This is a genomic window from Streptomyces sp. ISL-11 (assembly GCF_018614525.1).
GTDB lineage: Bacteria > Actinomycetota > Actinomycetes > Streptomycetales > Streptomycetaceae > Streptomyces.
On the sequence record NZ_JAGGOL010000052.1, the window covers coordinates 26,841 to 45,915 of the forward strand.

The window sequence follows — 19,075 nt, forward strand, 5'->3', positions numbered from 1 at the left end:
AGGTCCAAACCAGGCGCGACTGCCCGCCGTCGGCGGCCGACCGAGACTCGGTTCGTAGAGGCGTCGGGCCTCTGGCGTAGTGTCCGTCAAGTGTCGCCTTCCACTGCAAATCAGAACGTGAGTGCCTCGGAGGTACTGTCCGCCTTCGGCCTGCAGTCCATCCCCGAAGAGATCGGCCACCTGGTGTGCTGCCGGGAACCTTCATGGCGCACTGCCTTCTGCGGCGTCCAGGGCGACACCATCAACGTCGCCGTCAAAACGATCTGCACGATGTGCGTGGAGCAAGCCGAGACCATCTGGCCGGGCTGGTGGGCAGACCCGGAAACGTTCTGCCCTGTCGATGGCCAACCGTGCCCGGACGAGCACGACATAGACCAGCGCATCGCCTGGGAAACCGGCCCACCCGCGCCGTAGCACCGCACCGGACCCCCAGATCCCTGCCGCGCTGTGATTCCGACCGCGCAATCAGCCAGATCGCCCGGCGCAGAGGTCGGTCCCGGGCTGAACGCCATGCCGGTGTTGTTCCGACGCAGGCGTCGGCCCTCCCGTGGGGAGGAGCCGGGAGGGGCGGCGCGGCCCTTCCGCACGGGCTACGTGGGCGGGCACGCGGTGACCGTGTCCCGCGGGAAGCGGAAGGATCACCGTTGCTTCAGCATGTCACTCGATTCAGCCACACAACAGAGGCCGTGACCGAAATTCGCGGCTGAGAGGAAGCCCATCAGACACGCGCGACAAGGCGCAACCGAGTGCCAGTTTCACGGCGTGTGCTGGCCAGCATCGGCTGCCAATGCCGGTCCGAGACTGGGCGTCAGGTGGGTTGCCGCGTCTCGCATCCCTTCTCACGGATGTGCGACAGTTACAGCGTGATCAATAACGAACCCTCGACAAGCGAGACCCCCTGCGGCGCCCTTGGCCCCGACAACCTCATGGACAACTTCGGATGGCCCCGGTGTGGCCTGCCCGCCGCCCACTCCGGAGCCCATCAGGATGCGAATCGAGACATGACCTGGGTCGGAGAAGACTGACCCAGCACACCACACCCCCTGTTCCGCCTGCTGCTCGGCGGCACAAGGCCCGCCGCTCAACCAGCGTACGAAGCGAACCGCGCTTGCCCTCTCGTACGAGGAGGCGCCCATGGCGGCTGTGGCATCCTAGAGAGCCCTCATCGCACTGCTCTCCACCGGCAAGGTAGGCACCAAAGAAGGTGAAGCCCGCCATCGGGCGCTGGGGTAGTTGGCGCCAGAGCCAGCAGTCTCGCGGCTGGCCGACTGACGTGTCCCCGACGCCCGTTTGCCCAGCTCTCACCGCCGCCGCCTCGCGCGACCAACGCCCCGCCCTGGCTGAGCGTCTGGCATGCCCGGGAGAGTGCCCATACCTCTGCCCCTGCCGGCGGAGCGGCCCAGGTGCAGGCGCACCGAGCAGGCTAGAGATTTTGGTGGTTATCGCGCGAAAGGGCTCAGACGGTGGTGGGGGCGCTGCCGGGCAGTGGCGGTTGCCCAGTAGCCTCCTGGCGGGCGATGCAATTCGCGCCGCCGATGATCTCGCACGGCAACGCCCACCCGAACTTCGTCGTGCTCTTCATGATCCCGCCGATCATCGACCGCGCGCTGCGACTGTGCGAGGGCCGGGCCCCGCGCCGGGACGCCGTGCTGCTCGGCCTCTTCCTGGCGTACCAGGTCTTCCTCGGCGAGGAGCCGCTGCTGCTGGCCGTCACCGGCCTCGCGCTCTACGCCTTCGGCCACGCGGTCGCCGACCCGGACGCGGCCCGGGCCGCCGCCCGGCCGCTGCTGCGCGGCCTCGCCATCGCCGCCCTCGTCGCCGTGCCCCTGACCATCGGCCCGCTGGCCTGGCAGTTCCTCGGCCCGCAGAGCTACCGCAGCGTGCTGCACGGCCAGGTCGGCAACCACCCGATGGCGCTGCTGGAGTTCGCGACCCGCTCACTGGCGGGCGACGCGGACATCGCCGCGTCGCTGTCGGTCAACCGCACCGAGGAGAACGCCTTCTTCGGCTGGCCCCTCGCCGTCCTCGCCGTCATCCTCGTCGTCCGTATGCGGTGCCGCCCCCAGGTGCGCGCCCTCGGCTTCACGGCGCTGGCCGCCGCCGTCCTCTCGCTCGGACAGAACATCCCGCTGCCCGGCACCGACCGCACGCTCCCCGGCCCCTGGGCGCGGTGGGCCCGTAACTGGGCGGCGCCCGGGTCGGCCTCCTCGCGGAGATGGCGGGTGCAGGCCGGGCAGAATGTACCCGACAGGGGGCGCTCAAAGTCGTCAGCGCACACTGGGTGTTGACCTGCGGCCACCCAGGAGCGCGGGGTGAGGTGCGCAGCTGATGCTGCCGGGTTCCCCAGCGAGCGGCACAGGGAGAGCGTGCTGTCATACGCTCCTGCCCATGACCGCCTTGTCCCCCGTCTCCGCCCTCCGTCTCTACACCGTTCCTGTGCTCAACGATCGAGAGAGCACGAGCATCGCTGAGGACGACGACTACTTCTACGACCTGATCCCAATGGCCTTTAACCACCGGCTGGTCATGACACCCAAGAAGAACACCCGCGTCTGGGATTACGGCTGGTGTTACGACAGCGCACTGGCCGCTATTGCCTGCGTACACGTGTGGAACCCCGAGACGCAAAATGAGCCTCTCGGATGGAAGAAGCGGCCTACCGGAGAGGTCGTACGGACCGCGCCACGCGCCGATGCAGATCCGCAATACAACCGCCCACGCTGCCTCCACGGCAATTATCCATCCGACGGGCCCTGTCGAACGGATCCGTACTGCGGTAAGTAACCACTCGTCGCGAGGACGACTCAACCCTTGGGCGTTTCATCAGCCAAGCAGATCAGGAGAGCGAGGAGGTGGGCCGAACCGCCACGGCGGGCACGGCGGCCAGGGCTCGCTCGCCGCAGCTCCTGGCCGTTGCCCGGCCTGCACTGGTGCAGCATGTGCGCCCCGCCCATTGCTTCGGCTACGCCGGTCCGTTCATGCCAAATCCTGTCTTGCGGCACGGCTCAGTCGGCCCCGGAGAGCGTCAGCGTCATGGCGGCGTGGTCGGTGAGGGATGCGGCCCGCGGGGTGTGGTCGTAGGCGCACGCCTGGATCAGGGGTGCGTGGGCGGTGCTGGTGAAGACGTGATCGAAGCGGAAGCCGCGTCCGCTACGCCCGAACCAGGAGTGCTCGAGTGCGTCGGGGTTGAGGTGGCGGAAGGCGTCAGCGAATCCGGCCTCGGCGAAGGAGCTGTAGAAGGCGTACTCCCAGCGCCCGAACACCTTGTGGGGCGGCTGGTGGCCTGGCTCGATGACGTTGAGGTCCCCGGCCACAACGATCGGCATATCCGGGAACACCTTCTCCAAGCCGTCCAAGGCCGCCGTGACGGCTTCCTGGAAGCCACGCTTGTTCTCGTTGCGCCGTTCCTTCGGCCCGCGCGAGGGTACGTACAGGCCCACGACGCCCACCTTCCGGTCGCCGATGGTGGCAACGGCGGCCGGCGCCCGGTGCGGCAGGAAGCTCACGCCCGCGTCGACGGGCTCGAGCGCGGCGGTGCGCGCCGCCAGCACGCTGCGGTAGCCGTCGCCGGTTGCGGCCGGGGCGATGGCGTGCGCGTAGCCGAAGTGGTGCAGTGCCTCGACGAGCGCTGCGCCGCCCGGCCCGGAGCTGACCTCGGTGAGGACGGCCAGGTCCGCGTTCTTCTGCTGGCTGATCCACTCGGCCTGCCGGTACGCGCGGGCTGGAGAGGCATGCTGCGTGTTGAAGAGCAGGATTCGGGCGTGTGTGGTGGACGCGGTATGGCGCGGCTTTGCTGGGGCGAACAGGGAGAGCTGGGTGGTGTCGGTCACTGGGGTGAGCCCTTCTCGCCCAGGAAGACCTCTCCCGCGGCGTCGAGCTGCTGCTGGAGACGTCCGGTGGTCTCGCGGACGAAGTCGATGTCCTCGGGGCTCAAGGGTTCGCCGACGGCCTGGAGGTTTGCGCTGACCTGCTCGGGCCTGGTGAAGCCGACGAGAACGGCGGCGTTGTCCGCGTGCTGGAGACAGTAGTGCAGGGCCACGCGGGTCAGGCCCGCGGTGGAGGGGCCGAAGCGTTCTCGCAGCGGTCGCAGGCCCTCGTCGATGATCTCCAGCGCGGCCGGGGTGAACCATGCCTTGCGCAGGCGGTGGTCCCCCGCCTGGAAGACGGGCGGGTCGGCAGGGTCGTACTTGCCGGTGAGCAGGCCCTGTGACAGGGGCTTGTTGACCAGGATGCTCGCGCCGTGCTCGGCCGCGAAGGCGAAGATGTCTTTCTGCCCGGCGGGTGGCGGTGGGGTGAGCGCGTTGAATCGGACGGCCAGGTAGTCGGGCTGGACGCGGTTGAAGAGGTAGCGGAACCGGGCGTGCTTGTCCTTGCGCTGTTCCTTGGGGACGTTGACGCGTTCGGTGGCGAAGCGGTGCGGGCCGCGCATGCCGATGGTCTTGATCAGGCCCTCGCTCTGGAAGGTGCGCAGCGTCTCGATCGCGCGGTCGAGGTACCGGTCGTCCTCACCGAATTCGGCGTTGTGCAGGAAGTAGATGTCCAGGTGATCGGTGCGCAGGTTCTTCAGCGTCGTTTCGAGCTGATGGCGCATGTGGTGGGGCTCGTAAGCGTGGGCGGCGGTCCCGGTGAAGTAGCCGACCTTGGAGGACAGCACGACGCTGTCGCGTGGGGCGGTGGCGACGAGCTGGCCGATGAGGCGTTCGGAGTGGCCGTGCCCGTATACGTCGGCGGTGTCGAAGAGGTTCGCGCCGAGGCTGTAGGCGGCCTCCAGGCCGCGCATGGATGCGGCGTCGTCGGCGGTGGACCAGCCCATGGGCAGGCCCAGGTTGCTGTCCGGGCCGCCGATGGCCCAGCATCCGATACCGACGGGGTGGACGGTCAGCCCGCCGGCCAGCGTCCGGTACGGCTGTGCGTTCGTGGTGTCGCTCATTTCGCTGCCTCTCTTTCGTGCATTTCCTGTCAAACCCCCGCGAACTGCTGAGTGGTGTGGCTACGGTGGCGTGCGTGACGAACCCACGCACCCATCTGGATCTCCGCGCCATCACTGCCGCGAAGTGGGCCGACCCGGCCGGCTTCCCCGCCGAGGAGTTCGAGCGCGCCACCGCGTTCTACGAGTTGATGCGCACGCACGACGACCACCTGCTGAAGGTGCGGGCCGAGGCGTCCGGCCTGATCGAGCAGTGGACCGGTTGTCTGCCGCGCGACGTCGGCTCCTTCGGCACCCGCCTGAACCTGGAGACGTCCGACCTGGACCTGGGCATCGGGTTCCCCGTCGAGCGGCGCGATGAGCTGATGCAGGCCCTGGTCGGCGAGGGCCGGGCAAAGTTTCTGGGCGAGCGGAACACGTCGTTCTCCACCACCCGGCTCGTGTTCTCCTTCGAGATCGCCGGCATCGAGATCGACCTGAGCGCGCTCACCGTCGAGGACTTCGCCGTCGCGTGCCGGATGCTCGACCAGATCGACGCCGAGATGACCCGCGAGGAGCGCATTGCGCACACCTGGGTCAAGCACCTGCTGCGCGAGAGCGGCGACCTGGACGCGTACGCCGGGTGGAAGCTGGTGACGTACGCCCGGTACTGCCCGGAGTTCAACTGGGTGCCGATCCCGGAGAAGGCCGGTTCCTGAAGGGCTCGTCGAGGGGCGGCCGCATGCGCGCCAAGACCGACTGGCTCGGGCCGGCCTTCACCTACGGTGCAGTGGCTCGGCTCGGCAGCCGGGTCAGCGTCCTGGCCATGGGGACGAACCTCGCCGACACCCTGCGGCTGAACCTCACCCCCACCGACTCACCCGGCACCTTCAACTTCTCCTGGACCGACGGGAAAGCCCGCCGCGACTTCCGCTCCACCACCCGCCAGGCCCGCACCGTGGACGGCCCTGCCGACCTGTGCAGCGTGCTGGGCCGCTCGGTCTTGCTCCGCCCGGCCACCACCAGCGACGGTCGCCTGGTCATCGACCGCGTCCTGGTCGGCGCCGGCGAACTCCTCGACCCCCTGCCCCCCGTGCACCAGCAGGACACCGTACTGCGCGGTGACTGGCCCCTGCAGGCACGCGCCGAGCGGGCCCTGTGGCGCGACGCCAACGCCCTCTACGCCGCCTTCGCCCCCCGCACCGACAAAGGCACCGACCTCTACAGCCGGCTGCTGAACCTCGACCGACGCGTGGACCTCTGGGCCGTCGGCCTGATCGCCAGGCAACGCGACGTCACCGCCTGGATCAGCGACACCTTTCCCTTCGCCCCCGCCCACGAGCTGCGCCTGCGCACCGCCTCATCCCAAGCCCTGGAATGCGCAGAAGCCACCGCCAAGGCCGTACGGAGCGCCGCATCCGTGGCCCGCGACACCCTCTACCCCCGCGCACGGCCGGAAGAGCGCACCCGGCTGCTCCAGCGCCTGCACCCCGGGGCGCAGCTGTGGGCCCGCTTCGAGACCCCCTTCCACACGCTCCTGGACGACATCGCCGCCGGCACAGCCCCCGACAAGGCCCTGGCCGCCTACGCCACCGCCGTCACAGAAGCCGCTCGCCACGCGCTGGCCGAACGCCTGCGCGCGCTGCCGCAGACCGGTGCTGGGCTCGAAGCCACCGTGCGCGCCCAGGGCCGCCTCGACCGCGAGCTGGGCAAACACACCCCCCTCCTGCCCTCGCCCGAAGAAAGGACCGCCACCTCATGACCCTGACTCCTATGACCAGCAGGCCCCCGGCTGCCGGCCGCAACGCCCCCGAGCCGCACCGGGCCCTGGCCCACTGGCTCGCCGCCCGCGTACGCACCCAGGACCGGCACACCCTCGGCCAACTGCTACGCAACGACCCCCGGACGCAAGGCTGGCAACACGCCACCGCCTTCGCCACCGACCCCGGCCACCGCCAGGCCTACGGCGCCACCGCCTGGCTCTTCGCGCTCTACCACCAGAGCATCCCCACCCTCGACGAGCGCTTCCTGTACGGCTCGGGCGACGTCGGACGCGCCCTGCGCCGCCTAGGGCCACCGCACAACAGCGGCCCGAAGAACACCGGCTGCTACCGCCTGTACGAGCGACTGGTCACCTACGGCCCCCTCCCGCTGACCGCCCTGGACCAAGCCGTCTGCTGGATGCGCTCCCAGGGCCGCATCCCCCCTCCTTCGCCCAGCTCGCCCACGACCTCACCGTCTGGTCCGATCCCCAGCGCCGGGTCCAGCACGCCTGGGCCCACAGCTTCTTCATCGCCAAGACCACCCGCTGACCCGACGTCGGAAAGAGACCCGTGATGGACCGCTTTTTGTGCCTGACCTCGCTGACCACCCACTGCGCCGTGCTGCTCGTGCGGGGCGCCCACGGCGAGCCCAAGCAGATCACCTTCGGCAACGCCACCCGCACCATGGTCACGTCCGCCGCCTTGCGCCGCCCCCAGCGCATGCACATGCGTGAGCAGGCCAACACCGGCGAAGGCGCCCTGGCCGGCTACAGCTTCGGCACCCGCACCCGCGAATGGGCCCGCATCACCGCCGGCGAGCTGAACCTCCTGGGCTGGGAGAAACAGCAGGCGGCCGACATGGCCAAAGCCGCCCTGAACCGGGCCGGCCTGGCCTTCGGCACCACCGACACCACCCGCGACCTCACCAAGGTCCTCATCTTCGCCCCCGAGGACGCCGCCAAGAACATCGCCCAGACAATCGACCACAACCGCTCCGCCATGCAGGAATGGCTGCAAAAGGTGCAGGCCGCCCAGGAGGAACACGAGCGGCAGAAGAAGGAGAACAAGGGCAAAGGCAAGAGCGAGACGTCACCAGACGAAAAGCCCAAGCTGCCACCCCTCCCCGCCGGCGTGAAGGACGGCATCCTCACCGCCCTCGCGCCCGCGGACGCCATCGACATCGCCCTCTTCGGACGCTTCCTCGCCGAGATCGCCGAATCCCCCAACGTCGACGGCGCCGTCCAGACCACCGCCGCCATCACCGTCGGCCCCGCCCAGCTCACCGAGGACTTCTTCAGCGCCGCCGACGACACCAAGACCCTCCAGCGCAGCCGCCCCCGCCAGGCCACCGACGCCTTCGACATCCTCACCAGCAACCAAACCCCCCATTCCCAGACGCCCGAAACCACCGGCCCGAACAACGGCTCGGGCATGACCGGCTACCAGGCCCTGACCTCCGGCACCTTCTGCGCCGTCACCGTCCTCGACCGCGTCCGCCTGCGCAGCAACCTCCAAGCCGCCGGAACCGCCGAACACGACGCCGAGATCGCCGCCGTGGCAGCCGAGAAAGCCCTCATCGAAGCCTTCTGCACCGCGGTGCCCACCGCCAAAGCCACCACCACCGCCGCCCCCGGCGTCCTGCCCAAGTTCGTACTCGCCTTCACCGCCACCCGCCCCTACAACTACCTCGGCGCCTTTGAAGACGCCATCACCGAAGACGGCACCGAACCCGCCAGCATCCAGGCCACCCGCCGCCTCCTGGACCACCACGCCATGATCAGCCGCAAACGAGGCCTCCAGCCCGGCCGCGTCCTGACCTACGACCTTGCCATCACCGCACTCCTGGACGACCTGCGCAACGCCGGCACCCTGACCGTCACCGAGGTCGACAGCCCCGACCACCTCCACCCCGACATCCCCGCACCCGCACCGACCACCCCGGCCGAGCAGCCCGCGTGACCGCCACCCTCCTCCTGCGCCTCGAAGGCCCCCAGCAGTCCTGGGGCAGCCGCTCGCACTTCCACGACCGCGACACCTCCCCCCACCCCACCAAAAGCGCCGTCATCGGCCTGCTGGCAGCCGCCGACGGCCACGACCGCGAGGAACGACGCCCCAACGGCGAAGACTTCCTCCCCCTCCACACCCTGGCCGCCCTGCGCTTCGGCGTCCGCACCGACCGACCCGGCTCACCCCACTGCGACTTCCAAACCGCCGGCGGCGGACGCTACCCCCTGCGCCCCCGCGACCTCATCACCGACCCGCGCCGCGCGGCCCGCACCGAAATGGCCGCTGCCGGCACCACCTTCACCCAGCAGGCAGGCGAAGGCCTCCACGACTGGTACGGCGCCCCCAAAAACATCGCCCCCCACCCCGAAACCGGCACCCTGACCGCCGGCAACCTCCGCCGCCAACCCGTGACCAGCACCCGCTGGTACCTCGCCGACGCCGCCTTCCTCGCCGCCGTCCAAAGCGACGACACCCCTCTGCTGCGCCGCCTGGCCGCCCGCCTCGACCACCCCCGCAACCTCCTGTGGCTGGGCCGCAAGCCCTACGCACCCACCGCCGACATCAACGCAGGCGTCCACCGCGGCACCCTCGAAGACGTCCTGCACCGCACAGCACCCCTCCCCCGAGCCCACCACCCGCTGACCGCCTGGCTCGAGACACCCCCCGGCACCCCCCACGCCACCATGGTCAACGACCAGCCCCTCTCCTTCTCCCCCCGCCACCGCGCCCACGGCCCCCGCTGGGAGCAACGCACCACCATCACCCCCCACGCCCCCACCATCACCTGGGAACGCACATGACCCTCGACACCGCCCCCATCACGGCACGGCTCATTGCCCACCACGCCCTGTGCGACCTCGACCTCACCCACCCCCTCATCGCCCGGGCGCTCCTGGACTGCCACGACATGCACCGCCTGGTCATGCGCGCCTTCCGCCACTGGGTACCCGACGGAGCCCCCAACGCACGCCAGCAAATGGGCATCCTGCACACCTACACCGCTGACCTCGCCACCAACACCCTCACCCTCCTCGCCCAGTCCCGGGTCCCCGGCGACTGGACCACCCTCCCCGCCACCACCTTCACCAACCCACCCTCCACCTGCACCATCGACCAGAAAATCACCCACGGCCAGCAGTACCGATTCCGCACCGTCATCACCCCCTCCCGCTACGGGCCCCACCCCCGCACCGGCGCCTACACCCGCGAACGACCAACCGACGCCTCACCCACCGCCGCCCTCGAATGGTTCACCGCCCGTCTCCAACCACCCGACCACGCCCTCGACAACCGATTCCCCCACATCGGCGCCCACGCCGACCCCAGCATCCTGACCGCCCGCACTCTCCCCCAACTCACCAGCCACGCCCCCCACCGACGCCTCCGAGTAAGCCGCGCTGAAATCACAGGCACCCTTACCGTCACCGAACCGAGCAGCTTCACCCACGCCCTCAACAACGGTCTCGGCCGCGCACGCGCGTACGGCTGCGGACTTCTCCTCACGCAAACCCTCAAGGAAGAGTAAAACCCCTGAGGAAGGCCAGGTCGGGAAGGGGCCGTCCCGCGCGCCCGGGAATGACCCGGTGGCTGGACGCAAAAAGCAGGACATCAAGGCGGCCGTCCCGCGCGCCCGGGAATGACCCGATCACGAGGTACGCGGCGACCGCCGCGAACTCGTCCGTCCCGCGCGTCCGGGAATGATCCGACCACGTAGCCCCGCACGTCGGCGTCGCACAGGGCCGTCCCGCGCGACCGGGAATGGTCCTGAGCGTCAGGTTCGGTTGTTGGTGCTCGACGAGTCCGTCCCGCGCGCCCGGGAATGATCCGCGGAGAGACGACCGAGGCCGCCGGCATGTCGGTCCGTCCCGCGCGCCGGGAATGATCCGCCCTGGATGGTGTCGTGGACGTGCATCATGCCGTCCGTCCCGCGCGCCCGGGAATGATCTGTTCTCCGCCGCCCCCGGCGCCCAGCTCATGTCGTCCGTCCCGCCCGCCCGGGAATGATCCACCGCCCCTGTATCAGGCAACGAGTGTGCAAACGTCCGTCCCGTGCGCCCGGGAATGATCCGGAGCTGGCCAGCCAGCTCGGGGTGTCCTTGAAGCCCGTCCCGCGCGCCCGGGAATGATCCGATGCCGTCGGCGACTTGGGTCAGCCGGTCGGCGTCCGTCCCACACGCCCGGGAATGATTCGGGGGCGAACACGAGCCCCAGCAGCCGCTGCATGTCCGTCCCGCGCGCCCGGGAATGATCCGGCGGGCCCGGTAACGAGGGGAGCGAACATGGCGTCCGTCCCACGCGCCCGGGAATGATCCCTACACCAAGTTCCGCTCGAACGGGAAGACGTAGTCCGTCCCGCGCGCTCGGGAATGATCCGCGCACGGCGATGCCGGCCGCCCTGGCGAACGCGGCCGTCCCGGAATGATCCGACAGGGCGACTGCCGGGCCGCTGACACCCAGTGGCCGTCCCGCGCGTCCGGGAATGACCCGATCGAGGAACTTCCGCCGCTCTCCGGCGTGGCGTCCGTCCCGTGTGTCCGGGAATGACCCGTAGGCGGTTGCCCAGGGGTCTCCGGCGGTGCTGTCCGTCCCGCGCGTCCGGGAATGATCCGGCACTCGGGTGCGTCCCGGCCGGCCGTCGCTTTTCGAATACGTCGACCCGCCCGCGAAGCCCTGACCCACCGGTGCCACGAACAGCCCTTCGCCTGTGCACGGCACTCGCCGGGGCAACGACACGGCCTCCCGGCCGCGCGGTGTTCTGTCGTGCGGCCCAGGCGACGCGCCGGCACCTGGCAGGCTGGCTCCCATGACTTCCGTCGACGACGCCTTGGGACGCGTTTGGCCGGCCGAGCTGCGCACCGACCGTCTCCACCTGCGCCCGGTCACCGCCGAGGACGCCTCCCTCGTGCGCGAGCTGCTGACCGACGCCGAGGTCCGCGCTTACCTCGGCGGCCCGGCCTCGCAGGAGCGCGTCGCCGCTCGGCAGGCCGCGTACCCGGCGACAGCGGGCGCCTGGACCGTCGTCCGGGTGGCCGACGACCAAACGGTTGGACTGGTGACCATCGGCCCCGACCACAGGTGCGAAGGCCGTGGCGGGGCTCATTCCCAGCAGCAGGCCCAGGGCCGCCGCGCACAGGGCGAGAGGCAGTCGTCTCATGGGGCAGGAGTGAAGCGCTTCGCACCGCGGCGCGCCAGAGCCCCTTTGGCCTGATCCGCCACGCGCCGGGAAAACCAGTTGAATTGGGCACACGCGTGGCGCGAACCTTTCACGGCCCCCGCAATCTCACCCCAAGCCTGGGATGTCATGCAGATTCGCGATCTTCCGTATACCGACCCCGGCCGGCCCGACGTGCGGTCGGGACCGCGGTTTCTGCTCTGGCTCGGGCGGGAGCAGCTGGCCGGCCAGGCCAAGGCCCTGGTGTGGGGCGTGGTGCACATGGCGGCCGTGGCCGCGCTGCCCATGGTCATGGGGCTCGCCGTGCAGGCCGTCGTCGACCGGTCCGGGGCCCGACTGGCGTGGGCGGGTGGGCTGATGGTGCTGGTCGGTGCGCTCATCGCGCTGGGCTACACGATGCTGCACCGCGCCGCCGTCACCAACTGGATCACTGCTGCCGCCCGGGTGCAGCAGTTGCTGGCCCGTAGAGCGGCCGAGCTGGGGGCCACGTTGACCCGGCGGGTCGCGGCCGGTGAGGTCGTCACGGTGTCCACCGCCGACGTCGAGAAAATCGGCTGGTTCGTCGAGGCCCTCTCCCGGTTCGCCTCCGCCGCGCTGACCACGGTCGTGGTGTGCGTGGCGCTGGTGGTCTACCAGCCGGCGCTGGGCATGGTGATCGCGATCGGTGTTCCGCTGCTGGTCCTGGCCGTACTGCCCTTGCTGCCGCACGCGACCAGGCGTGCGGATGAGCAGCGCGAGAAGGCCGGACGGGCCACCGAGTTGGCTACCGACACCGTGGCCGGACTGCGTGTGCTGCGGGGCATCGGCGGCGAGGAGTTGTTCCTGACCCGCTACCGCGGTGCGTCGCAGGAGGTCCGCAGGGCGGCCGTGCACAGTGCCCGGATGTGGGCGCTGATCGCGGCGGTGCAGGTGGTGCTGCCGGGACTGCTGCTGATCTCGGTGGTCTGGTACGGCCTCGGCCTGGCCGAGGACGGCCGGATCGGGGTGGGTGAGCTGGTCACGGTCTACGGGATGGTCGCCTTCCTCCTGCTGCCGCTTCAGCAGTTCGAGGAGATCGCCATGGCCTACTCCTTCTCCCGGCCCTCCGCGGCACGCGCCGCCCGGGTGCTGGCCCTGGTGCGCACGGCGCCCGCGGCGGACGGCGAGGAGTACGGGGAGCCGCCCACCGGTGATCTCCACGATCCGGCGAGCGGCCTGCTCGCCCCCGCCGGCCTGCTGACCGCCGTGGTCTGCGGTGATCCGGATGCCGCCGGACGGCTCGCCGAGCGACTGGGCGGGCACGCCACGCAGGACTCGGACGACGTGCCGTCGGCCCTGCTCGGCGGTGTCGCTCTGGACGAGGTGCCGTTGGAGACGGCCCGTGCCGCGGTGCTCGTGCAGGACAAGGACCCGGTGCTGCTGTCGGGGACGCTCGCGGAGCTGCTGGACGTGCCGTCCTCCGGGACGGTGGGTGTGGACGCCGCGCTGGCGGCGGCGCAGTGCGGCGATGTGCTGACCGCGCTCGCGCAGGCCTCGGCGGACGATTCGGGGGATCCGATGCGGACGCGGATCACCGAGCGCGGGCGCTCGCTGTCGGGAGGGCAAAGACAGCGGCTGGCGCTGGCCCGGTCACTGGTGACCGACCCGGAGGTGCTCGTCCTCGACGAGCCGACCTCGGCGGTCGACTCGCACACGGAGGCGCGGATCGGGGAAGGACTGCGGAGGCTGCGGGAAGGGCGCACGACGGTGGTGTTCTCCTCCAGCCCTCTGCTGCTCGACCACGCCGACCGGGTGGTGTTCGCGCCGGAGGGCGAGGTGGTGGCCGTGGGCACGCACCGCGAACTGCTGCGCGGCACCCCGGCCTACCGTGCGGTCGTCACGCGGCAGACGCACGAGGAGACGGCCCGTACCGCCGAGCGGGATGCCGGCTCGCGGCTCGAGACGGAGCTCGCCCGGCTCGGGAAGACCGAACAGATCGAGGAGTCGGCATGATCGGTGTGGCGCCCCCGGCCCACGACCCGGCGGCACCGGAATCGGCGACCACCTTGCCCGTCGCCACGTCCGCGACCGTACGGAGGTATGTGCGGGCAATGCTCCGCAGGCACCGCAAGGCGTTCGTGCTGCTGGTGACGGTGAACGCGGTGGCGGTGGCGGCCTCCATGGTCGGCCCCTATCTGCTGGGCGGGCTGGTCGAGGACCTGTCCTCGGGCACACGGGACGTCCATCCGGAGCTGACCGTCTCCCTGTTCGCGGTCGCGCTGGCCGTACAGACCCTCTTCGTATGGATGGTGCGGTTGCGCGGAGCGGTACTCGGTGAGGAGATGCTGGCCGATCTGCGCGAGGACTTCCTCGTACGGTCGGTGGCGCTGCCGCCCGGCGTCCTGGAGCGGGCCGGTACCGGTGATCTGCTGTCCCGGATCACCACCGACATCGACCGGCTGGCGAACGCCATGCGCGAGGCCGTGCCCCAGCTGGCGATCGGCTTCGTATGGGCGGGACTGCTGCTGGGCGCCCTGACGTTGACCGCACCGCCGCTCGCGCTGTGCGTACTGGTCGCGCTGCCGCTGCTGGTCATCGGCTGTCGCTGGTACTTCCGGCGGGCGCCCGGTGCCTACCGGTCCGAGGCCGCGGGGTACGCGGCCGTGGCCGCGTCGCTCACCGAGACGGTCGACGCCGGGCGCACGATCGAGGCCCACCGGCTGGGCCGGCGCCGGATCGAGCTCTCCGACCGGCGGATCGCCGCTTGGACCCGGTGGGAGCGCTACACCCTCTGGCTGCGCTCGGTCCTGTTTCCCGTGGTCGACGTGACGCACGCGCTCGTGTTCGGCTCGGTTCTGATCATCGGAGGTGTCTTCGCCCTCCAGGGGTGGGTCTCGGTCGGGCAGCTGACGACGGGGGCGCTCTTCGCGCAGATGCTCATCGATCCGATCGGGCTGATCCTGCGCTGGTACGACGAGCTCCAGGTCGCCCAGGTGTCGCTGGCCCGGCTGGTGGGTGTGCACGAGATCGAGCCCGACGGCGCGGACGCGGGTGTGGAGCCCCGAGGCCGCGACATCCGGGCGGACGACGTGCGGTTCGGCTACCGGACGGGCAGCGACGTCCTGCACGGCGTGTCCCTGGAGGTCGCGCCGGGCAGCCGGGTCGCCCTGGTCGGCCCGTCGGGCGCCGGCAAGTCGACGCTGGGCCGGCTCCTGGCGGGGATCTACGAGCCCCGCTCGGGCGCGGTGACACTCGGCGGCGCGGAACTGGCGCGGATGCCGGCCGAGCGGGTGCGCCGGCATGTGGCGCTGGTCAATCAGGAGCACCACGTCTTCGTGGGCTCGCTCCGGGACAACCTGCTGCTCGCCCGTACGACCGCCGACGACGGCGAGCTGTGGGCGGCGCTGGCCGCGGTCGACGCCGACGACTGGGCCCGGGCGCTGGAGGGCGGTCTGGACACGGAGGTGGGCTCCGGCGGAGTCGCACTGACCCCCGCGCAGGCGCAGCAGGTGGCGCTGGCGCGGCTCGTCCTCGCCGATCCGCACACGCTGGTGCTGGACGAGGCGACGTCGCTGCTGGACCCGCGCGCGGCCCGGCACCTGGAGCGCTCACTGGCGAGCGTGCTGGAGGGGCGTACGGTCGTGGCGATCGCGCACCGGCTGCACACCGCTCATGACGCGGACGTGATCGCGGTGGCGGAGGACGGCCGGATCACCGAGCTGGGCAGCCATGAGGAGCTGGTCGCGGCCGGCGGTACGTACGCATCGCTGTGGCGCTCCTGGCACCACTAGCGGGCCGTGGGCCCGGAGCCCGGGGGGCTCAGAGGAATCCCAGGGCTCCGAGCCCGCTCACGCCGCCGAGCACGACGAAGGCCGGCATGAGCACCTTCAGCTCCACCCAGCTGCCCGCCCGGAAGCGCAGGGCCTTCGGGGGCCCGATGGGGTACCAGCGCTTGCGGCCGACGGGTATGGGCCACAGGATCGGGCAGCCCGAGACGGTGAGCGCGTCACCGATGTCGTGCACGAGCGCGCCGAGGATGATGGGCAGGCCCAGCCACATGTACTCCTGGCCCGGCTCGGTGAACAGCCAGCCGGCACCTTTGCCGGGCTCGTTCAGGACGCCGGCCAGTATCCAGGCGCTGGTGGCGCCGAGGAGCCAGACGAGGACGTCGCTGGAGGTCCGGGCCATCCGCCACAGGAGCCCCTCGACGGCGAGCACCAGGTGGACGAAGAGGATGCCGAGCACGGCCCAGCGGCCGCCGGTCATCGCCAGCACCGAGGCGCCGACGCCTATGAGCACGGCCCACAGCCAGGTGTGGGTGAGGGTGCGGTGGCCGCCGTTGCGGCGCGGATCTCCGTGACCGCGCGTGGCCTTGTACACGGCGTGCGACAGCTTGTCGATGATCTCGCACAGTCCGCGGGAGATGGGGCCGAACGCTCGCGATATCGTCGCGGACTTGTGGTCGAGGTCGGGGGCGAGTGCCGCGCCCGCGCTGATCAGGGCGCCGACGATGAGCACCGGCCAGGGCATCGGGTGCCCGGCCGCGGCGACCGCCGACCCCACCCCCAGCCAGGCAGCCGCGCCCGAGAGCGAGTGCGCCGGTCCCATCATGAGCCTTTCACCCCTTTTGTTGGCCGACGTCCCGCTTTTCTGACGTCAGGTCGGCGACTCAGCGTAGCGTCCGATGATCTTCGATCCGCCGCCCGGTTCTCTGATACCGCCAGGGGCCAGGCAGTATGGAGGCGTGACCCTTATCGATCAGATGCCGAGCCATGCCGATCCCGATGCCCTTTTCGAAGCTTTCTCGACCTGGGCCGAGGAGCGGGGGATCTCGCTGTACCCCGCGCAGGAGGAGGCGCTGATCGAGGTGGTCTCCGGGTCGAACGTGATCCTGTCGACGCCGACCGGGTCCGGGAAGAGCCTCGTCGCCGCCGGCGCGCACTTCGCCGCGCTGGCCAAGGACCAGGTCACGTTCTACACCGCGCCCATCAAGGCGCTGGTCTCGGAGAAGTTCTTCGACCTGTGCAAGATCTTCGGCACGGAGAACGTCGGCATGCTCACGGGCGACGCCTCGGTCAACGCCGACGCGCCCATCATCTGCTGCACGGCCGAGGTGCTCGCCTCCATCGCGCTGCGGGACGGCAGGGACGCCGACGTCGGCCAGGTCGTCATGGACGAGTTCCACTTCTACGCGGAGGCCGACCGGGGCTGGGCGTGGCAGATCCCGCTGCTGGAACTGCCTCAGGCCCAGTTCGTCCTGATGTCCGCGACCCTCGGCGACATGTCCCGCTTCGAGGAGGACCTCACCCGGCGCACCGGGCGGCCCACCACCGTGGTGCGCTCCGCGACCCGCCCCGTCCCGCTGTCCTACGAGTACCGCGCGACGCCGCTGACCGAGACGCTGACCGAGCTGCTGCAGACGCACCAGGCTCCGGTGTACATCGTGCACTTCACCCAGGCGGCCGCCGTGGAGCGGGCGCAGGCGCTGATGAGCATCAACATGTGCTCCCGCGAGGAGAAGGACGAGATCGCCAAGCTGATCGGCAATTTCCGGTTCACCACGAAGTTCGGCCGGAACCTCTCGCGCTACGTCCGCCACGGCATCGGCGTGCACCACGCCGGGATGCTGCCGAAGTACCGCCGGCTGGTGGAGCGGCTGGCGCAGGCGGGACTGCTGAAGGTCATCTGCGGTACGGACACCCTCGGTGTCGGCGTCAACGTACCGATCCGCACGGTGCTGTTCACCGCGCTCACGAAGTACGACGGCCAGCGGGTGCGGACGCTGCGCGCCCGGGAGTTCCACCAGATCGCGGGCCGGGCCGGGCGGGCCGGCTTCGACACGGCCGGTTTCGTGGTCGCCCAGGCACCCGAGCACGTCGTCGAGAACGAGAAGGCGCTGGCCAAGGCGGGCGACGACCCCAAGAAGCGGCGCAAGGTCGTCCGCAAGAAGGCCCCCGAGGGCTTCGTCAACTGGGGCGAGAACACCTTCGAGAAGCTCATCGCCTCCGAGCCGGAGCAGCTCACCTCCCGCTTCCGGGTCACGCACGCGATGCTGCTCGCGGTCATCGCGCGGCCGGGCAACGCCTTCGAGGCGATGCGCCGTCTGCTGGAGGACAACCACGAGCCGCGGAAGAACCAGCTGCGGCACATCCGCCGCGCCATCGCCATCTACCGCTCGCTGCTGGACGGCGGCGTCGTCGAACAGCTCGCCGAGCCCGACGCCGAGGGCCGGATCGTCCGCCTGACGGTCGACCTCCAGTCGGACTTCGCCCTCAACCAGCCGCTGTCGACGTTCGCGCTCGCCTCCTTCGAGCTGCTCGACCCGGAGTCGCCCTCCTACGCCCTGGACATGGTCTCGGTGGTCGAGTCGACGCTGGACGACCCGCGGCAGATCCTGGCGGCCCAGCAGAACAAGGCGCGCGGCGAGGCCGTCGCGGCGATGAAGGCGGACGGCGTCGAGTACGAGGACCGCATGGAGCGGCTCATGGACGTCACCTACCCCAGGCCGCTGGACGAGGTGCTGTCCCACGCCTACGACGTCTATCGCAAGAGCCACCCGTGGGTCGGTGACCACCCGCTGTCGCCGAAGTCGGTCATCCGCGACATGTACGAGCGGGCCATGACCTTCACGGAGTTCACCTCCTTCTACGACCTCGCGCGCACCGAGGGCATCGTGCTGCGCTACCTCGCCGGCGCGTTCAAGGCGCTGGACCACACCGTGCCGGACGACCTGAAGTCCGAGGACTTCGAGGACCTCATCGCCTGGCTGGGTGAGATGGTGCGGCAGGTCGACTCCAGCCTGCTGGACGAGTGGGAGCAGCTGGCCAATCCGGACGAGGAGACGGCGGAGGAGGCTCAGGAGCGGGCCGACCAGGTCAAGCCGGTCACCGCCAACGCCCGCGCCTTCCGGGTCCTGGTCCGCAACGCCATGTTCCGCCGCGTCGAACTGGCCGCCCTGGACAAGGTCGGCGAGCTCGGCGAGATGGACGCCGACGCCGGCTGGGACGAGGAGCGCTGGGGCGAGGCGATGGACGCCTACTGGGACGAGTACGAGGAGCTGGGCACCGGCCCGGACGCGCGCGGCCCGAAGCTGCTGCGGATCGAGGAGAAGCCGGAGGACGGCCTGTGGCGGGTCCGGCAGACCTTCGCCGACCCCAACGGCGACCACGACTGGGGCATCACCGCCGAGGTCGATCTCGCGGCCTCCGACGAGGAAGGCCGCGCGGTGGTGCGCGTCATGGACGTCGGTCAGCTGTAGCCTCCGAGGCG

At 70.5% G+C, this 19,075-nt stretch carries 16 protein-coding genes; 13 read left to right on the forward strand and 3 right to left on the reverse strand.

All coding sequences use genetic code 11. From position 1 onward, the window contains the following. Positions 1 to 90: 90 nt before the first annotated feature. The 3 genes from J7E86_RS13055 to J7E86_RS13065 all read left to right on the forward strand — a co-directional run bounded on the left by J7E86_RS13055 (position 91) and on the right by J7E86_RS13065 (position 2,784). Positions 91 to 414 (forward strand): hypothetical protein, encoded by a 324-nt coding sequence (locus tag J7E86_RS13055; protein WP_215081789.1) that lies wholly within the window; start codon positions 91 to 93, stop codon positions 412 to 414. Positions 415 to 1,517: 1,103 nt separating this feature from the next. Beyond that, the gene (locus J7E86_RS13060; protein ID WP_215081790.1) at positions 1,518 to 2,288 is read left to right on the forward strand and encodes a hypothetical protein; all 771 of its coding nucleotides are present in this window, start codon (positions 1,518 to 1,520) and stop codon (positions 2,286 to 2,288) included. A gap of 100 nt (positions 2,289 to 2,388) precedes the next feature. Then, on the forward strand, positions 2,389 to 2,784 hold the full coding sequence (locus tag J7E86_RS13065) for a hypothetical protein (RefSeq protein ID WP_215081791.1): 396 nt from the start codon (positions 2,389 to 2,391) through the stop codon (positions 2,782 to 2,784). Between the two features lie 221 nt (positions 2,785 to 3,005). Here the strand turns inward: J7E86_RS13065 and J7E86_RS13070 are convergent, their stop codons facing one another. Together J7E86_RS13070 and J7E86_RS13075 are read right to left on the reverse strand one after the other, a co-directional pair. Further along, positions 3,006 to 3,830, reverse strand: coding sequence for an endonuclease/exonuclease/phosphatase family protein (locus tag J7E86_RS13070; RefSeq protein ID WP_308312577.1), 825 nt, complete (start codon positions 3,828 to 3,830; stop codon positions 3,006 to 3,008). Further along, positions 3,827 to 4,930, reverse strand: a complete 1,104-nt coding sequence (locus J7E86_RS13075) for an aldo/keto reductase (protein ID WP_215081792.1) — start codon at positions 4,928 to 4,930, stop codon at positions 3,827 to 3,829. Before J7E86_RS13075 ends, J7E86_RS13070 begins: the two co-directional genes overlap by 4 nt. Positions 4,931 to 5,004: 74 nt before the next feature. Here J7E86_RS13075 and J7E86_RS13080 point away from each other — a divergent pair, with 74 nt between their 5' ends. The 9 genes from J7E86_RS13080 to J7E86_RS13120 all read left to right on the forward strand — a co-directional run bounded on the left by J7E86_RS13080 (position 5,005) and on the right by J7E86_RS13120 (position 15,597). After that, the gene (locus J7E86_RS13080; RefSeq protein WP_308312578.1) at positions 5,005 to 5,625 is read left to right on the forward strand and encodes a hypothetical protein; all 621 of its coding nucleotides are present in this window, start codon (positions 5,005 to 5,007) and stop codon (positions 5,623 to 5,625) included. A 23-nt stretch (positions 5,626 to 5,648) separates the two neighbouring features. Then, positions 5,649 to 6,668 (forward strand): type I-E CRISPR-associated protein Cse1/CasA, encoded by a 1,020-nt coding sequence (locus J7E86_RS13085; protein WP_215081793.1) that lies wholly within the window; start codon positions 5,649 to 5,651, stop codon positions 6,666 to 6,668. Between the two features lie 11 nt (positions 6,669 to 6,679). After that, positions 6,680 to 7,243, forward strand: a complete 564-nt coding sequence (locus J7E86_RS13090) for a hypothetical protein (RefSeq protein WP_215081794.1) — start codon at positions 6,680 to 6,682, stop codon at positions 7,241 to 7,243. Continuing rightward, on the forward strand, positions 7,243 to 8,628 hold the full coding sequence (locus J7E86_RS13095; protein ID WP_215081795.1) for a type I-E CRISPR-associated protein Cas7/Cse4/CasC: 1,386 nt from the start codon (positions 7,243 to 7,245) through the stop codon (positions 8,626 to 8,628). The genes J7E86_RS13090 and J7E86_RS13095 overlap by 1 nt, the downstream gene beginning before the upstream one ends. Then, positions 8,625 to 9,476 (forward strand): type I-E CRISPR-associated protein Cas5/CasD, encoded by an 852-nt coding sequence (gene cas5e / locus J7E86_RS13100; protein WP_215081797.1) that lies wholly within the window; start codon positions 8,625 to 8,627, stop codon positions 9,474 to 9,476. The genes J7E86_RS13095 and cas5e overlap by 4 nt, the downstream gene beginning before the upstream one ends. Continuing rightward, entirely contained in the window at positions 9,473 to 10,201 is a 729-nt protein-coding gene (locus J7E86_RS13105) for a type I-E CRISPR-associated protein Cas6/Cse3/CasE (protein ID WP_215081799.1), read from the forward strand. Before cas5e ends, J7E86_RS13105 begins: the two co-directional genes overlap by 4 nt. Positions 10,202 to 11,479: 1,278 nt before the next feature. Then, on the forward strand, positions 11,480 to 11,884 hold the full coding sequence (locus J7E86_RS13110; protein WP_215081800.1) for a GNAT family N-acetyltransferase: 405 nt from the start codon (positions 11,480 to 11,482) through the stop codon (positions 11,882 to 11,884). A 93-nt stretch (positions 11,885 to 11,977) separates the two neighbouring features. Beyond that, positions 11,978 to 13,819, forward strand: coding sequence for an ABC transporter ATP-binding protein (locus tag J7E86_RS13115; RefSeq protein ID WP_215081801.1), 1,842 nt, complete (start codon positions 11,978 to 11,980; stop codon positions 13,817 to 13,819). Beyond that, a complete protein-coding gene (locus J7E86_RS13120; protein WP_215081802.1) occupies positions 13,816 to 15,597 on the forward strand; it encodes an ABC transporter ATP-binding protein in 1,782 nt (593 codons plus the stop codon). Before J7E86_RS13115 ends, J7E86_RS13120 begins: the two co-directional genes overlap by 4 nt. A gap of 28 nt (positions 15,598 to 15,625) precedes the next feature. On the opposite strand, the gene J7E86_RS13125 is transcribed toward J7E86_RS13120, so the two are convergent. Next, positions 15,626 to 16,417, reverse strand: a complete 792-nt coding sequence (locus tag J7E86_RS13125; RefSeq protein ID WP_215081803.1) for a metal-dependent hydrolase — start codon at positions 16,415 to 16,417, stop codon at positions 15,626 to 15,628. Between the two features lie 133 nt (positions 16,418 to 16,550). On the opposite strand from J7E86_RS13125, the gene J7E86_RS13130 reads away from it, so the two are divergent. Next, positions 16,551 to 19,064 (forward strand): RNA helicase, encoded by a 2,514-nt coding sequence (locus J7E86_RS13130; RefSeq protein WP_215081804.1) that lies wholly within the window; start codon positions 16,551 to 16,553, stop codon positions 19,062 to 19,064. The last annotated feature ends 11 nt before the right edge of the window (positions 19,065 to 19,075 follow it).

Excerpts from the sequence above, each read along its gene's own strand:
- J7E86_RS13060 (WP_215081790.1), top strand. The coding sequence starts at position 1,518 with ATGCAATTCGCGCCGCCGATGATCTCGCACGGCAACGCCCACCCGAAC.
- J7E86_RS13065 (WP_215081791.1), top strand. The coding sequence starts at position 2,389 with ATGACCGCCTTGTCCCCCGTCTCCGCCCTCCGTCTCTACACCGTTCCT.
- J7E86_RS13075 (WP_215081792.1), bottom strand. The coding sequence starts at position 4,930 with ATGAGCGACACCACGAACGCACAGCCGTACCGGACGCTGGCCGGCGGG.
- J7E86_RS13085 (WP_215081793.1), top strand. The coding sequence starts at position 5,649 with ATGCGCGCCAAGACCGACTGGCTCGGGCCGGCCTTCACCTACGGTGCA.
- J7E86_RS13090 (WP_215081794.1), top strand. The coding sequence starts at position 6,680 with ATGACCAGCAGGCCCCCGGCTGCCGGCCGCAACGCCCCCGAGCCGCAC.
- J7E86_RS13095 (WP_215081795.1), top strand. The coding sequence starts at position 7,243 with ATGGACCGCTTTTTGTGCCTGACCTCGCTGACCACCCACTGCGCCGTG.
- J7E86_RS13105 (WP_215081799.1), top strand. The coding sequence starts at position 9,473 with ATGACCCTCGACACCGCCCCCATCACGGCACGGCTCATTGCCCACCAC.
- J7E86_RS13110 (WP_215081800.1), top strand. The coding sequence starts at position 11,480 with ATGACTTCCGTCGACGACGCCTTGGGACGCGTTTGGCCGGCCGAGCTG.
- J7E86_RS13115 (WP_215081801.1), top strand. The coding sequence starts at position 11,978 with ATGCAGATTCGCGATCTTCCGTATACCGACCCCGGCCGGCCCGACGTG.
- J7E86_RS13120 (WP_215081802.1), top strand. The coding sequence starts at position 13,816 with ATGATCGGTGTGGCGCCCCCGGCCCACGACCCGGCGGCACCGGAATCG.
- J7E86_RS13125 (WP_215081803.1), bottom strand. The coding sequence starts at position 16,417 with ATGATGGGACCGGCGCACTCGCTCTCGGGCGCGGCTGCCTGGCTGGGG.